Source organism: Streptomyces speibonae, from assembly GCF_984686075.1.
The window spans coordinates 7,400,579-7,416,148 of the sequence record NZ_OZ480260.1; the positions used below are offsets into that span (position 1 = coordinate 7,400,579).

Below are 15,570 nucleotides of genomic sequence, written 5' to 3' on the forward strand. Positions count from 1 at the left end.
CCTCTCAGGAGCAGGTGATCGCTGCCCTGCGCAGCGCACTGGTGGACAATGAACGTCTCAGGGAGGCCAATCAGCGCCTGTCGGAGCGGACCGACGAGCCGGTCGCGATCGTGGCCGTCGGCTGCCGCTACCCCGGCGGGGTCGCCTCGCCCGACGACCTGTGGACCCTGGTCAGCGAGGAGCGGGACGCCATCTCCCCGTTCCCCGAGGACCGCGGCTGGGACACCGGCCGGCTGTTCGGCGAGGGCGGACCCGACACGCTGACGTCCCGCGCCCGCGAGGGCGGCTTCCTCACCGACGCCGGCGCCTTCGACCCGGGCTTCTTCGGCATCTCCCCGCGCGAGGCGCTCGCGATGGACCCGCAGCAGCGGCTGCTCCTGGAGACCAGCTGGGAGGCGTTCGAGGGGGCGGGCATCGACCCGGGCAGCCTGCGCGGCAGCAGGACGGGCGTCTTCGTCGGCCTCATGGGCACCGACTACGGCGGCCCCCTTCACCACGTCCCGGACGGTGTCGAGGCGTTCCTCGGCATGGGCACCCAGTCGAGCGTGGGATCCGGCCGGATCTCGTACGTCTTCGGCCTGGAGGGCCCGTCCGTCACCGTCGACACCGCCTGTTCCTCGTCCCTGGTGGCGATCCACCTGGCCGCGCAGTCCCTGCGCGCGGGGGAGAGCGAACTGGCCCTGGCCGGCGGCGCGACCGTGATGGCGGGCCCCAGCCTGTTCATCGGCCTCAGCCAACAGGGCGGCGTCGCCGCCGACGGCCGTTGCAAGTCCTTCGCCGAGGGCGCCGACGGCGCGGGTTTCGGCGAGGGCGCCGGAGTGGTTCTGCTGGAGCGGTTGTCGGACGCCCGTCGTAACGGGCACCCGGTGCTGGCCGTGGTGCGCGGCAGCGCGGTGAACCAGGACGGTGCCTCCAACGGGCTGTCCGCGCCCAACGGGCCTTCGCAGCAGCGGGTCATCCGGCAGGCGCTGGCCAACGCGGGCCTGAAGCCGTCCGACGTGGACGCGGTGGAGGCGCATGGCACGGGTACGTCGTTGGGCGACCCGATCGAGGCGCAGGCGCTGCTGGCCACTTACGGGCAGGACCGTGAGGCGGAGCGGCCGCTGTGGCTGGGTTCGCTGAAGTCGAACATCGGTCACGCGCAGGCGGCGGCGGGTGTGGCCGGTGTCATCAAGATGGTGCAGGCGATGCGGCACGGTGTGCTGCCCAAAACCCTGCATGTCACCCGGCCCTCGACGCACATCGACTGGTCGGAGGGCGACGTCCGGCTGCTCACCGAGGCAGTTGACTGGCCCGAGTACCAGCGCCCCCGGCGCGCCGGCGTCTCCTCCTTCGGCGTGAGCGGCACCAACGCCCACCTCATCCTGGAGCAGGCTCCCGAGTCCGACGAGGAACCCGACGCGGCACCCCCTCCCGCACCCGGCACGCCGGTGCCCTGGCTGCTGTCCGCCCGGACGGCCGACGCCCTGCGCGACCAGGCCGACCGGCTCCGCACCCACCTGGCGGAACGGCCCGGTCTCACGCCGGCCGACATCGGGTTCTCCACCGCCACCGGCAGGGCCGCGCTGCCGCACCGCGCGGTCGTCGTCGGCGCCGATCGCGATGCCCTCGTCCGCGAGCTGGAGCTGCTGGCCCGCGACGAGTTCTCCGACCACACCGTCCTCGGCACCACCGCACCGGCCGGGAAGAAGGTGTTCGTGTTTCCGGGGCAGGGGTCGCAGTGGTCGGGGATGGCGGTGGAACTGCTGGGGTCGTCGTCGGTGTTCGCGGCGCGGTTCGAGGAGTGCGAGCGTGCGCTGGAGCCGTTTGTGGACTGGTCGTTGGCGGAGGTGGTGCGCTCGGGTGTGTATGACCGGGTGGATGTGGTGCAGCCGGTGTTGTGGGCGGTGATGGTGTCGCTGGCTGCGGTGTGGGAGTCGGTGGGGGTGCGTCCGGATGCGGTGGTGGGGCATTCGCAGGGGGAGATCGCCGCTGCTGTGGTGGCGGGTGCGTTGTCGCTGGAGGACGGTGCGCGCGTCGTGGCTCTGCGCAGCAAGGCCATCACCGTCCTGGCGGGTCGTGGGGGCATGGTGTCGGTGCCGTTGCCGGTGGATGAGGTCCAACGGTTGTTGCCGGAGGGTGTGTCGGTCGCGGCGGTGAACGGCCCGTCCTCGGTGGTGGTGGCGGGTGATCCGGCCGGTCTGGAGACGGTCCTGGCCTCCGTGGAACGCGCCCGCCGCGTCCCGGTCGACTACGCCTCGCACTCGGCCCACGTGGAGGACATCCGCCAGGAGATCCTGGACGCCCTCGCGCCCGTGTCACCGCACAGCGGTCGGATCCCCTTCTACTCCACGGTGACCGGCGGGCTGCTGGACACCACGGCCCTCGACGCCGATTACTGGTACCGCAACCTGCGCCGGACCGTGGAACTGGAGACCACGGTCCGCGCCCTCGCTGCCGCAAGCCACGGCGTGTTCGTCGAAGTCAGCCCCCACCCCGTGCTGACCACGGCGATCGAGGAAACCGCCGCCGGGACCGGGACCGGAACCGTGACCGGCACGCTGAGCCGTGACGCCGGCGGCTGGGACCGCTTCCTGCTCTCCCTCGCCGAACTCCACGTGACCGGCGTCCCCGTCGACTGGAGCGTGGTCTTCCCCGGCGCCCGCCGGGTCGCACTGCCCACCTACGCCTTCCAGCACAAGCGGTACTGGCTGGACCCGGCCATCGAACACCTCGGGGACGACGACGGCCACCCGCTGATCGGCCGGCCGCAGCCCGTCGCCGACAGCGGCACCCTGTTGCACACCGGACGCCTGTCGCTGCGTACCCACCCGTGGCTGGCCGACCACGCCGTCGGCGGCATCGTGGTGGTGCCCGGCGCGGCCCTGGTGGAGACCGTGCTGCACGCCGGGCGGGACCTCGGCTGCGGTCTGCTGGAAGAGCTGACGGTGGAAACCCCGCTCGTGCTCGAAACGGCCGCGCCGCTCACCGTCCAGCTGTCGGTGGAGGGCCCGGACCCGGCGGGACGGCGCCCGTTCGCCGTCCACTCCACGACGTCCGAGGGCCCCTGGACCCGGCACGCCACCGGATGGCTCGCCTCCGCCGGAGCCGGGGACACCCACGCGGCGCCGGACGACGCCCCGTGGCCGCCGGCCGGCGCCGAACCGGTGGACATCGACGGCCTCTACGGCGCCTTCGCCGAGGGCGGCATCGAATACGGCCCCGCCTTCCGGGGGATGACCCGCGCCTGGCGCAAGGACGGACGGATCTACGCGGAGGTGACCCTGCCCGAGCAGCAGCGGTCCGGGCTGCGGAGGTTCGGTGTTCACCCGGCGCTCCTCGACGCGGCGCTGCAGACCGTCGGGCTCTCCCGCGACGGGGACGAGGGCGGGCCCGTCCTGCCCTTCTCCTTCGGCGGTGTCGCCCTGCACGGCGAGGCCGGCGCCGACCTGCGGGTGGAGACCACGGTCCGGGGCGGGAACGAGGTGTCCGTCCGTGCCCGCGACCGCGCCGGCCGGCCCGTTCTCACGGTCGACTCCCTCACACTGCGCCGCCTCACCGGACTGGCCCGCCACGACTCGCTGTACCGGGTGACCTGGGTGCCCCGCCCGCTGCCGCGTGCGGGCGAGCGTCCCGACACCGTGATCCGTGTCGAGCCGGGCGCGCCGACCGCGCAGGCCGCCCACGAGAACACGTGCCGGATGCTCACCCGGCTCCAGGAGTGGCTGGCCGCCGACCACCCCGACGGCGCCCGCCTGGTCGTCGTCACCCACGGTGCCGTCGCCACGGGGGACGACGAGGACGTGACCGACCTGGCAGGCTCCCCGGTGTGGGGACTGCTCAGGTCCGCCCAGTCGGAGAACCCCGGCGCCTTCGTCCTCGTCGACACCGACGAGGAGAGCGAGCACCTGCTGGAGGCCGCGCTCTCCTGCGACGAACCCCAGATGGCGCTGCGCGGCGGCGAACTGCGCGTGCCCCGGCTGCACCGGTCCGCCCACGAGAGCACCGAGCGCGGGTTCGACCGGGACGGCACCGTCCTGGTCACCGGCAGCGCCGACGGCCTGGCCGGAGCGGTGGTCCGGCACCTCGCCACCGAGCACGGGGTGCGCCGGATCGTGCTGGCGAGCCGGCGCGGCCCGGGAGCCGAGGAGATCCAGCGGCTGGGCGCGGACCTCGAGGCCGAAGTCGTCGGCGCGGCCTGCGACATGGCCGACCGGGAGGCCGTGGCCGGGTTGCTGGCATCCTTACCGGAGCAGGCGCCGCTGACCGCGGTCGTGCACACCGCGGCCGTGCTCGCCGACGGAGTGCTCGCCTCGCTCACCCCCGAGCAGGTCGGCACCGTGCTGCGGCCCAAGGTCGACGCGGCGCTCCACCTGCACGAGCTGACGCGCGACCTCGGGCTGCGCGAGTTCATCCTGTTCTCCTCGGTCGCCGGCGTCCTGGGTGCCCCCGGCCAGGGCAACTACGCGGCGGCCAACGCCTTCCTCGACGCCCTGGCGCACCACCGGCGCGCCCAGGGCCTGCCCGCCCAGTCCCTCGCCTGGGGCCTGTGGGAGCAGCGCAGCGGCCTCACCCAGAACCTGGACGCGGCCGACGTGGCGCGGATCTCGCGCGGGGGAGTGGTGCCGTTCGACACCGCGCAGGGCCTGACGATCATGGACCTGGCGCGGGGCACGGGCGCGCCCGCGCTCGTGCCCGCGACCCTCGCGGCCACCGCACTGGAGACCGCGCCCGAAGACGCCCCGGCGCTGCTCAGGGACCTCGTGCGGGGCCCCGCCCGGCATGTGGCGGCGGCGCCCGAGCGGCGCGGCGCCGACGAACTGCGCGGCAGCCTCGCAGGCCTGGACGAGGAGGGCGGCGACGCCCTGCTCGGCGAGATCGTGCGCGGCCACCTCGCCACCGTGCTCGGCCACGCCTCGGCCGACGACATCGACGACGGCGCCGCCTTCCTCGAACTGGGCCTGGACTCGCTCACCGCCGTCGAGCTGCGCAACCGGCTGACCTCGGTCACCGGACTGCGGCTGCGCCCCACCGTCGCCTTCGACTGCTCCACCCCCCGGGCTCTGGCGCGGTTCCTGCGCACCGAGCTGCTGACGGCGCCCGCGGCCGAGCCGTCGGAACCGCCGGCCCCCGCCCGGCCCGTCGGCCCGATGGAGGCGGCCGGCGAGTTGTTCCGTTACGCCGCGGAGCAGGGCCGGCTGAAGACGGGCGTGAAGATGCTGCACCAGGCCGCCCAGCTGCGGCCCATGTTCACGGCGAGGGAGGGCCGCGAGGGCATCCCCGGCCCGCTGCGGCTGGCCACCGGCGCCAAGCGGCCCAGGATCATCTGCCTCTCCGCGTTCGTCGCCCTGGGCGGTGCCCACCAGTTCGTCCGGTTCGCCTCGTTCTTCGAGGACGAGTACGACGTCGCGGCGCTGGACGTGCCCGGCTTCGAGAACGGCGAACCGCTCGCCGCGGAACCGGAGGCGCTGGTCGACGTCTACGGCGACATGATCGCCGAACTGGTCGGCGACGACCCGTTCGTCCTCCTGGGATCCTCCTCCGGCGGTGTGCTCGCGCACGCGACCGCCGAGCGGATGAACCGGCGCGGCGTCGCCCCGGCCGGTGTGGTGGTCGTCGACGGCTACCCGATGACCAGCCCGCACATCAACCGGGTGCAGGACCAGCTGATCAAGGGCATGTTCGCACGCGAGGAGCGGTTCGTCAGGCTGGACGGCACCCGCCTGACGGCCATGGGCTGGTACTGCGGCATGTACGAGTTCTGGGAGCCGCGCGCGCTCGAGACGCCGACCCTGCTGCTGCGGGCCACCGTCCCGCTGAAGGGCATGACGGACGACCCGTCGGGCGAGGAGTGGCGCGCCGCGTGGCCCGCCACCAAGGTGCTCGACATTCCCGGCGACCACTTCACGGTCATGGAGGACCACCTGCCGACCACCACCCGGGCCATCAAGGACTGGCTGGAAAGTCTCTGACGCACAGGGCCCGCACGGCGGGGCGGGCCCCGCAGTCCGATCCCCCTCGACACCGCCCCGGCGCGGTCGAGGTGTTGTTCCCCCCTTTTTTTTCCGGACGGCCGGACCGTCGGGTCCGGCACACGATGTATGGAGGTATTCATGGCACTGGGTTACTTGCTCGGCGGAGGGGTCGGCACCGAGCCGCACGGGATCGAGCTGCACCGCGCGTTCCCCGTGATGCGGCGGCTGTACGAGCAGATCGCCGAGTGGACCGGCCTGACCGTCGGCCAGATCCTCAAGGAGGACCTGCCGGAGGGCCAGGAGGAGCGGCAGAGCGTCGGTTCCATCCGGGAGACCGCGCTCGCCCTTGCCGTGCACGACATCCTCGCCGAGCGGGGTGTGCACCCCTCCGTGCTGGGCGGTCTGAGCCTGGGCGCCATGACCAGCTGCTGTCTGGCCGGTGCCCTCACCCGGCAGGAGCTGTTCGGTCTGCTGCGCGGCACCCGCCTCTGCCCCGACCCGGACCCCTCGGACCCGGCGCACGCCCTCGCCATCGCGGCCGTCCCGGCAGGGCAGAGCGTCGAGACGTTCGTGGGCGGCACCGAGGGCGTGTACGTCGCCGGTGACATGGGCGACACCGCCGACGGCGCGCTGCGCCTCCACATGCTGGGCGGACTGCACGAGCCCCTGGCCGCACTGGCGGGCTCGCTGCCCGAGGGCCTGGTGACCCTGATGCCGGGCCGCGGCATCGCCCAGCACACCCCGCTGCGCGCCCCCTACCGGGCGTTCATCGAACCCCACATCGACGCCATCGGCTTCGCCGCGCCCCGGCTGCCGGTGATGTCCTGCCTGGACCGCAAGCAGCTGGCCTCGGGCGACGACGTGCGCGACCTGTTCAGGCGCAACCCCACCGACCCGATCAGCCTGCCGTACGTGTACGACGGCATGCGGGAACGGGACGTCCAGCTCGGTGTGGTGGTCGGACCCGCCATCCCGGCCGGAATGCTGCGCATCCCCTTCCCCGTCGTCCACGTCGAGCAGCCGGAGCACATAGAGAAGGTCGTCTCCAGCGTCTTCGAGCTCGGCATCGAGTACCCCGAGACGGGACTCGCCCCGTGCTGAACGCGAGCCCGTCCCCGGCCGACTGCGACAAACTCATCGACGGCTGGCTGGACACGGACCTGGACGAGTGGACCCGGAGGGTGGTCCGGCGTCACTTCGACCCCGAGACCGGCAGCCCTTATTGGCTGCAGCGGGCCGAGGAGCTGTCGTTCGACCCGCGGGACATCACGCGCCATGCCGAGCTGACCGCGTTCGGACCGTTCGACCTGGACGTGCTGCGCACGCGTGACCCGCGTGACTTCGTCCCGCTGGCCGTGCCCCGTCCGCTCACCGGCCGGGTGTGGGACTCGGGTGGCACCACCGGCGCGCCGTGCCGCGTCTTCTACACCCCGCAGATGCTCGTCCACCGGGGCGTGTGGCGCCGCTGGTCGTTCACGACCGAGGGCTTCGAACCGCACCGGACCTGGCTCCAGGCGACACCCACCGGACCCCACCTGATCGGCAACGGCGTCTGGGAGGCCGGGGACCTGCACCAGGGGATCGTGTACGCGATCGACATGGACCCCCGCTGGGTGAAGCGGCTGCTGCGCACCGCGCGCATGCCCGTCGCGCGGGACTACACCGAGCACCTGCTCGACCAGATCCTGGAGGTGCTGGAGACCCGGGAGGTGGACTACCTCAACACCACCCCGGCGCTGATGGTGGCGCTGATCCGGCGGGCCCCCGAGCGGGTCGCCGCGCTGCGCGGCGTCCGGCTGAGCGGCACCCACCTGGTTCCCTCGGTCCACCGGCGGATCACCGAGGCGCTGGACGGCGGCATCTGCGGCCTGAGCTACGGCAACACTTTCGGCAACGCGGCCGGCCTGCCGGTGGAGAAAGCCGGCGAGGTCATGCCGTACCTGCCCAACTTCCCGCAGGTGACCATGGCGGTCGTCGACAAGACCGACCCGATGACCGTGGTGCCCTACGGCGCCACGGGACGGGTCCGGCTGACCGTGCTGCACGACGACCTGTTCCTGCCCAACGTGCTGGAACGGGACGAGGCGATGCGGTACGACACCGGCGACCGCTTCCCCACCGACGGTGTCGCCAACGTGCGCCCGCTGGAGACGGCCAGTACCGCGGTCGAGGGGCTGTACTGAGTCGAGGGGCTGTACTGAAGTGAAGGACTGTCGCCCACCTCCCGCGATGCGGGCGACAGTCCCGTTCAGCCGAGCACCGCGGCCCGCACGCACAGCACGTCCGGCAGATGCGACGCCAACTGCCGCCAGCTGTCGCCGTCGTCGTCCGACGCGTACACCTCGCCGTTGCGGTTGCCGAAGTAGACGCCGGCCGGGTCCGCGCCGTCGTGGCACATCGCGTCGCGCAGCACCGTGCCGTAGTGGTCCTCCTGCGGCAGCCCCGCCGTGAGCGGCTCCCAGCTGCGGCCCGCGTCCGCCGTCCTGAAGACCCGGCAGCGCCGCCCGGCCGGCACCCGGTCGGAGTCGGCGTTGATGGGGAACACATAGGCCGTGTCACCGCGGTGCGGATGGGCCACCACCGCGAAGCCGAACGTCGACGGCAGACCCTCTCCGATGTCCGTCCAGCGCCCGCCCGCGTCGTCGCTGCGGTACACCCCCCAGTGGTTCTGCAGGTACAGCCGGTCCGGGTCGGCCGCGTCCCGGGCGACCTTGTGCACGCACTGCCCGAACTCCGGGTCCGGGTCCGGCAGGAACACCGCGGACACCCCGGAGTTCGACGGGGTCCAGCTCGCGCCGCCGTCCAGGGTGCGGAACACTCCCGCAGTCGAGACGGCCACCGTCACCGCCCGCGCGTCCCGCCCGTCGGTGAGCACGGTGTGCAGCCCCTCACCGCCTCCGCCCGGCATCCACTTCGGACGCGTGGGGTGCTCCCACAGCGGCCGGACCAGCTCGAAGGACTCACCGCGGTCCTCCGACCGGTACAGCGCGGCCGGCTCGGTGCCCGCGTACACCACGTCGGGCTCGGCCGCCGCCGGGTGCAGCTGCCAGACCCGCTCCAGCGAGGCCCCCGTGTCCTGGGGGAACTTCACGGCGGGCCTGGCCGGTTCGGTCCAGCTGCGGCCGAGGTCGTCGGAGTGGAACACCGAAGGACCCCAGTGCGCGCTGTCCCCGCCGGCGAGCAGCCGGGGGTTCGCCCCACGGGTGTCGATCGCGACCGAGTACACGGCCTGCGCGTTGAAGTAGGGACTCTCGTCGAACTCCCAGGCGCCACCTCGCCGGCGCCCGATGAACAGACCCTTGCGGGTGCCCACGGCGAGCAGTACCTCGGTCATGCCGATCACCTCCGCGACGTCGTCCTCGACGTCCTGATTCCGGACACGGGCCAGTGTGCACCCCACCACTGACAGTCACCCCAGGATCGGCCCGCGCCGCAGGTCGGCGCGGTGCGGCGGGCCCGCGCGGGCCCGGACGCCGGCGCATGCGGGCGCCCGCAGGCGTCAGTCTCCGCCCGGCAGCGCGCGCTCGACGATCGCGTCCAGCCCGGCGCTCGAGGGCAGCGTGCCGAAGGCGTGCCCCCAGTCGCCGCCCAGCCGGGTCGCGCAGAAGGCGTCGGCGACCGCGGCCGGGGCGTGCCGGACGAGGAGGGAGCCCTGGAGCGCCAGCGCCATCCGCTCCACCAGCCGCCGGGCGCCGGCCTGCGCGCCCTGTGCCAGCTGGTCCTTCAGCCCGGTCACCGCCGCGTCCAGCCGGGCGTCCGCCCCGCGCGTCAGCGCGAGTTCGTCGAACAGGGCCTGAGCGGTGGCCGGTTCCCGGCCCAGCGCCCGCAGCACGTCGAGGGCGTTGACGTTCCCCGAGCCCTCCCAGATCGACAGCAGCGGGGCCTCGCGGTAGTGCCGGGGCATTCCGGACTCCTCGACGTAGCCGTTGCCGCCCAGGCACTCGAGCGCCTCGGCGGTGAAGGCGGGGCCGCGCTTGGTGACCCAGTACTTCCCGGCCGCCGTCGCGATCCGGCGGAAGGCGGCCTCCTTGGCGTCCCCGCGCACCGCGCGGTCCGCCGCTCCGGCCAGCCGCAGGGTGAGGGCCGTGGCGGCCTCGGACTCCAGTGCCAGATCGGCCAGCACGTTGCGCATCAGCGGCTGGTCCACCAGCCGCGCCCCGAACGCGCTGCGGTGGCGCGCGTGGTGGCCCGCCTCCACGAGCGTCTTGCGCATCAGGGCCGCCGACATCATCACGCAGTCCAGGCGGGTGCAGTTGACCATCTCGATGATGGTCTTCACGCCCTGTCCCTCCGGGCCGACCAGCCAGGCCACCGTGCCGTCGAACTCCGGTTCGGACGAGGCGTTGGAGCGGTTGCCCAGCTTCTCCTTCAGCCGCTGGATGCGGAAGGTGTTGCGGGTGCCGTCGGGCAGGACCCGCGGCACCAGGAAGCACGACAGCCCGTCCGGGGCCTGCGCCAGCACCAGGAACACGTCGCACATCGGTGCCGAGGTGAACCACTTGTGCCCGCGCAGGGTGTAGACGCCGGGCTCGGCGGTCGGCGCCGCCGTGGTGGTGTTGGCCCGGACGTCGGAACCGCCCTGCTTCTCGGTCATCCCCATGCCGGCCAGCAGCCCGCGCTTGCCGGCCGGCACGCTCAGCCCCGGTTCGTACTCACGGCCGGTCAGCCCCGGCTCGTACACCGCCGCCAGGTCCGGCTGCCGGCGCAGGGCGGGCACGGCCGCGTACGTCATGGACGTCGGGCAGCCGTGTCCGGCGTCCGTGTGGCCCCACACCAGGCCCTTCGCGGTGCGGGCGACGTGCGCGCCGGGCCGGTCGTCCGCCCAGGGCGCGCCGGCCAGCCCTTCGGCGACGGCCGTGCGCATCAGGTGGTGCCAGCTGGGGTGGAACTCGACCTCGTCGATCCGGTGCCCGTACCGGTCGTGGGTGCGCAGCTCGGGTTCGTGACGGTTGGCCTGATCGCTCCACTCCTGCGCCTGCGCGCTGCCGGCCAGCCGGCCGAGGCGGCGCAGCTCCTCCTCGGCCCAGCCGGCGCCCTCCCGCCGCAGGCCCTCCAGCAGGGCGGTGTCGTCGGAGGCGTCGTAGGGGGTCAGGGACGGGGGCTGATTGGTGACGTCGTGCGTGACGTGATGGCCGGCGCCCGGGGCGCCGCCGTTCTGCTGCCGCTGGTCCGCGAGTGTGGTCGCCATGCCACGATGTTGCACTATTACTGCGGTCGCAGCAATCATGCAACATGATCGGCGACGTAGAGTACGGCCCCATGGGGAGGAACGAACCGGCGGCAGCGGACGCGCCCCTGCTGCGCCCGCTCTCCGCGCGGTCGGTCGTCCTGAGTCTGCTGCTCGGTATCCATCCGCCGGAGCTCCCGGCGAAGGAGCTCGCCCGGCTGGTGGAGGGCTTCGACGTCGGCGGGTCCACGCTCCGCGCGGCGCTCAGCCGGATGGTCGCCGCCGGTGATCTGCGGCGCACGGACGCCGGCTACCGCCTCAGCGACCGGCTGCTGGAGCGTCAGCGCCGCCAGGACGAGTCCCTGCGGCCGCGCACCCGCGCGTGGGACGGCGACTGGGAGCTGGTGATGATCACCGCGACGGGCCGGGGTCCCGCGGAACGGGCCGAGCTGCGCGCCCGGCTCGCCGCGCTCCGGCTGGCCGAACTCCGCGAGGGGGTGTGGCTGCGTCCCGGCAATCTGGAACGCCCTCTGCCCGCCGCGCTCGACCAGGTCGCCGAGCGCGGCACGGCCCGCCCCGCGCGGCCCGCCGGCGAGCTCGCCGCGACCCTGTGGCCACTGGACGCCTGGTCCGCCACGGCGCGGACGCTGCTCACTCACGTCGACCGCGCCGACCGCCCCGCGGACCGCCTGACGGCGTTCGCGGCCGTGGTACGCCACCTGCTCGCCGACCCGGTACTGCCCGCCGACCTGCTGCCCCCGGACTGGCCGGGCGAGCCACTGCGGGCCGCGTACGCGGTGTACCGGCGGGAGCTGACGGGCGCGGTGCGCTCGCGCGTGCCCGGCGCCTGACCCGCAACGCGCCGTGCGTTCCGGGAGGCGGCGCGGCCCACGGGCGTTTGCAGAACGGCTGCACGCCTGCCCCGCCACGGCGTGGGCGCTGCTCATTCACCCGGACCGGCTGACGGCGTCCGCGGCTGTGATGCGCATGTCCCGCCGACCTGCCGAGGACCGGCCGGGCGCGGTGCGCTCCCGCGTGCCAGGCGCCTGACCCGCAACGCGCCGTGCGTTCCGGGAGGCGGCGCGGGGTACGGGCGGCCGCGGAGCGGTTCGGACGTCTGCCCCGCCACCTAGAAGACCGCTGAAGATCTTGCTCCGCCCGCCCGACTCATCCCGGATTGCCGGTAAATGTCAATCTGTATGAACTGGTGCAAGCCGGGCGCGATTTCAAGATCTTCAGGACACTCCTAGCGGGCGCTGCTCGTTCACGCGGACCGGCTGTCGGCGTTCGCGGTCGTCGTGCGCGATTTCTCGCCGGGTGAGCCGGCGCGGGCCGCGTACGCGGGCTGCCGGCGGGAGCAGTCGCGTGAGGTGCGCCCGTGCGTGCCCGGCACGTGACCCGGAAGGCGAGGTGCGTTCCGGGCCGGCGCGCGGTGGGCGGACGTCTCAGACGGAGCGGTGGTACTGGTCCGGTACGTGGACCGTGCCGCCCAGCTCGCGGGCGGCGTGCCGGGCCCACGAAGGGTTGCGGAGCAGCTCGCGGCCGAGGAGCACCGCGTCCGCCTCACCGTTGGCCAGGATCTTCTCCGCCTGCTCGGCCTCGGTGATCAGGCCGACGGCGGCCACGGGCATCGGCGTCTCGTTGCGCACCCGCGCGGCGAAGGGCACCTGGTAGCCGGGCCCGGTGGGGATGCGGGCGCCGGCGGCGTTGCCGCCGGTGGAGACGTTGAGCAGGTCGATGCCGCGGGCGTGCAGCTCGGAGGCGAAGCGGACGGTGTCGTCGGCGGTCCAGCCGGCCTCCTCCAGCCAGTCCGTGGCCGAGACGCGGAAGAACAGCGGCTTGTCGTCCGGCCACTCCTCGCGCACGGCGTCGGTCACCTCGAGCGCGAAACGCGTCCGGTTCTCGTACGAGCCGCCGTAGGCGTCGGTGCGGTGGTTGGAGTACGGGGAGAGGAACTCGTTGATGAGATAGCCGTGGGCGCCGTGGATCTCGGCGATCTCGAACCCGGCGGCCAGCGCCCGGCGGGCAGCGGCGCGGAACTGCTCGACGATCTGCCGGATCTGCTCCACCGTCAGCTCGTCGGGGACCGGATGCCCCTCGGCGAAGGCGCGCGGGCTCGGCGCGACCGGCTGCCAGCCGTGGTCCTCGGGCCCGACCGGGGCGCCGCCCTTCCAGGGGCGCTCGGTCGACGCCTTGCGGCCGGCGTGCGCGAGCTGGACGGCGGGGACGGTGCCCTGCGCGGCGAGGAACCCGGTGATGCGGCGGAAGGCTTCGACCTGCGTGTCGTTCCAGATGCCGAGGTCGTACGGCGAGATGCGGCCCTCCGGTGACACGGCGGTGGCCTCGACGATGATCAGACCCGTGCCCCCGGCCGCGCGGGCCGCGTAGTGCGCGAAGTGCCAGTCGTGGGGTGCGCCCGCCTCGGGCCCCTCGGGAGCCGCCGAGTACTGGCACATGGGCGGCATCCACACGCGGTTGGGGATCGTCACGGCGCGCAAGGTGTAGGGCTCGAACAGCGTGCTCACGCGGGGCTCCATTCGGCGGATCGGGGATGGTGTGCGGTCGTACGATAAGCATCGTAGTACGGCGGATGTCAAACTACGAAGACTCTCGTACAATGGATGCTCCCGGAATGAATGTGGAGCCGCCGCCGTGACGACCGCCGCCCCCGCCCCCAGCAGCCGTGAGCTGCCGCACCCCGCGTGCGAGGAGATCCGGCTGGAGGGCGTGCTGCACGCGCTCTCCGACCCCGTGCGCCTGGGCATCGTCCACGAGCTCGCCGCCGAGGGTGTCGCGCTGGCCTGCTCGCACTTCGACGTGCCGGTCAGCAAGTCCACCACCACGCACCACTTCCGGGTGCTGCGCGAGAGTGGTGTGATCAGGCAGACCTACGAGGGCACCGCCAAGTTGAACGCCCTGCGTCGCGACGACCTGGACGACCTGTTCCCCGGTCTGCTCGACGCCCTGCTCGCCGCGGCCACCCGCCAGGCGGCCCGCCGGCGGCCGGCCTGACTGCCCCCGGAGGTCACGCACTCCGCTGACAGGGTGCCGTCCGCCGGACGGGGAGCGTGTTCCTCCGGAGGGAAACTGATCACACGGTTACGTTGCGTGTGTGCTCGAGGCGTCCTTTCTTCAGCTTTCCGATCGCTCTCCGGCAGAGAGCGCGGTGTCCGTGTGGCCCGCGTGGGAGGTGCGGGAGGGGGAACGGGCGACCCGGTGGCTCCATGTGCGGCTGGCCTTCGGCGACGGGGCCAGGATCGACGCGCTCGCGACGGTGTGCGAGGGGTGGGTCTGCGTCGAGGACGTACAGGCCCGGCCCGCGCTCACTCTCGAGGACCTGGCGGTGCTGGCCGACTGGATCGAGGGCCCGCTGGCCCACGCCTGCGGTGCCGAGGGCGGCCCGGCTCCCAGGGACGGGGCCGGCACGGGGGCACACCGGGACGGCTCCGCCGGGCCGCGCGGGCCGGACGGGCGGCGGCTCGTGGCGCAGGCGTACCGTGCGGCCCAGGAGCAGGGCGCCGATCCCGTGCTCGCGGTGATGGACGAGACCGGGTACAGCCGGCGCGGCGCTCTCCGGCTCATCGGCCGGATGCGCGACGCGGGTCTGCTGTCCCCGCGGCACGCCCGCCGCTGAGCCGCCGCGGGGCGGAGGCGGTCCGGCGCACCGTCACAAGAGGTTCCGCATCCGGTTGATCTCGCTCGTCTGCTGCGCCACCACGTCGTCCGCCATCTCCTCGACGGCGATGTTGTTGCCCTGACCCTTCACATCGGTCGCCATGGTGATTGCCCCCTGGTGATGGGCGATCATCAACGTGAGGAACAACTGGTCGAAGGCCTTGCCGTCGGCCGCCTCGAGCTGCTTGAGCTGGGCCGGGGTGGCCATGCCGGGCATCGTCGCGTGATCGTGCGCGTGCCCCTCGTCCCGTTCCGCCTTGTCGTGGCTCTTCAGCCAGCCCTTCATCATCTTGATCTCCGGCTGCTGGGCGGCGGCGATGCGCTCGGCCAGTTTGACGATCTTCGGGGATTCCGCGCGGTCCGGCACGAGGTCGGTCATTTCGAGCGCCTGCGCGTGATGCACGATCATCATCCGCGCGTACGTCACGTCGGCGGAGTTGGGGGAGTCGTCCTCCGCACGCTGCCGCGAGACCTCCTCGGCCGACAGGGTCCGGTTCTCCTCCCCGGGCTCCCCGGGCGCGATGACCGAAGGCCCGCTCGAAACGGCCGGCTTGGCGTCGTCCGAGCCCGAGTCGCAGCCCACGAGTCCGAGGACGGCCCAGGCGGCCAGCCCGGCGGCGACGGCGGACGGACGGGGCACACGGCGGTGGTGCACAAGGACCTCCTGTGGCTGGAAGTACCCCTCTTTGTGGAGGGCTGTTGGACACCTCGTGAGTGTCGGGCGACCGTCCTAGCACGCTTCCGCGCAACTTTGATCAAAAAACTTCCCTGACG

At 73.2% G+C, this 15,570-nt stretch carries 9 protein-coding genes and 1 pseudogene; 6 read left to right on the plus strand and 4 right to left on the minus strand.

Going from position 1 to position 15,570, the window contains the following annotated elements:
- Positions 1-26: 26 nt before the first annotated feature.
- From AC5L3C_RS33270 to AC5L3C_RS33280, 3 genes and pseudogenes are all read left to right on the plus strand, one after another.
- Positions 27-5,951: pseudogene (locus AC5L3C_RS33270) on the plus strand (type I polyketide synthase); the annotation flags it as partial.
- 141 nt (positions 5,952-6,092) lie between these two features.
- A complete protein-coding gene (locus AC5L3C_RS33275) occupies positions 6,093-7,055 on the plus strand; it encodes an ACP S-malonyltransferase (protein ID WP_493652831.1) in 963 nt (320 codons plus the stop codon).
- Complete coding sequence (locus tag AC5L3C_RS33280; protein ID WP_493652832.1) at positions 7,049-8,137, plus strand: acyl-CoA synthetase family protein; 1,089 nt, start codon at positions 7,049-7,051, stop codon at positions 8,135-8,137. Before AC5L3C_RS33275 ends, AC5L3C_RS33280 begins: the two co-directional genes overlap by 7 nt.
- A gap of 65 nt (positions 8,138-8,202) precedes the next feature.
- On the opposite strand, the gene AC5L3C_RS33285 is transcribed toward AC5L3C_RS33280, so the two are convergent.
- Both AC5L3C_RS33285 and AC5L3C_RS33290 read right to left on the minus strand, forming a co-directional pair.
- Positions 8,203-9,357: a WD40/YVTN/BNR-like repeat-containing protein gene (locus tag AC5L3C_RS33285; RefSeq protein WP_493652833.1), complete on the minus strand. Its 1,155-nt coding sequence runs from the start codon at positions 9,355-9,357 to the stop codon at positions 8,203-8,205.
- 96 nt (positions 9,358-9,453) lie between these two features.
- Positions 9,454-11,142 (minus strand): acyl-CoA dehydrogenase family protein, encoded by a 1,689-nt coding sequence (locus AC5L3C_RS33290; RefSeq protein WP_493652834.1) that lies wholly within the window; start codon positions 11,140-11,142, stop codon positions 9,454-9,456.
- Between the two features lie 71 nt (positions 11,143-11,213).
- On the opposite strand from AC5L3C_RS33290, the gene AC5L3C_RS33295 reads away from it, so the two are divergent.
- Positions 11,214-11,972, plus strand: coding sequence for a PaaX family transcriptional regulator C-terminal domain-containing protein (locus AC5L3C_RS33295; protein ID WP_493652835.1), 759 nt, complete (start codon positions 11,214-11,216; stop codon positions 11,970-11,972).
- A 594-nt stretch (positions 11,973-12,566) separates the two neighbouring features.
- On the opposite strand, the gene AC5L3C_RS33300 is transcribed toward AC5L3C_RS33295, so the two are convergent.
- Positions 12,567-13,646, minus strand: a complete 1,080-nt coding sequence (locus tag AC5L3C_RS33300; protein WP_493652836.1) for an NADH:flavin oxidoreductase/NADH oxidase — start codon at positions 13,644-13,646, stop codon at positions 12,567-12,569.
- Positions 13,647-13,773: 127 nt separating this feature from the next.
- Between AC5L3C_RS33300 and AC5L3C_RS33305 the strand changes: the two genes are divergently transcribed.
- Positions 13,774-14,133 carry an ArsR/SmtB family transcription factor gene (locus AC5L3C_RS33305; protein WP_493652837.1) on the plus strand — a complete coding sequence of 120 codons (360 nt, stop codon included), beginning with the start codon at positions 13,774-13,776 and terminating at the stop codon, positions 14,131-14,133.
- A 154-nt stretch (positions 14,134-14,287) separates the two neighbouring features.
- Positions 14,288-14,755, plus strand: coding sequence for a DUF6214 family protein (locus AC5L3C_RS33310; protein WP_493652838.1), 468 nt, complete (start codon positions 14,288-14,290; stop codon positions 14,753-14,755).
- 33 nt (positions 14,756-14,788) lie between these two features.
- On the opposite strand, the gene AC5L3C_RS33315 is transcribed toward AC5L3C_RS33310, so the two are convergent.
- Positions 14,789-15,451, minus strand: a complete 663-nt coding sequence (locus tag AC5L3C_RS33315; protein WP_493652839.1) for a DUF305 domain-containing protein — start codon at positions 15,449-15,451, stop codon at positions 14,789-14,791.
- Positions 15,452-15,570: the final 119 nt, after the last annotated feature.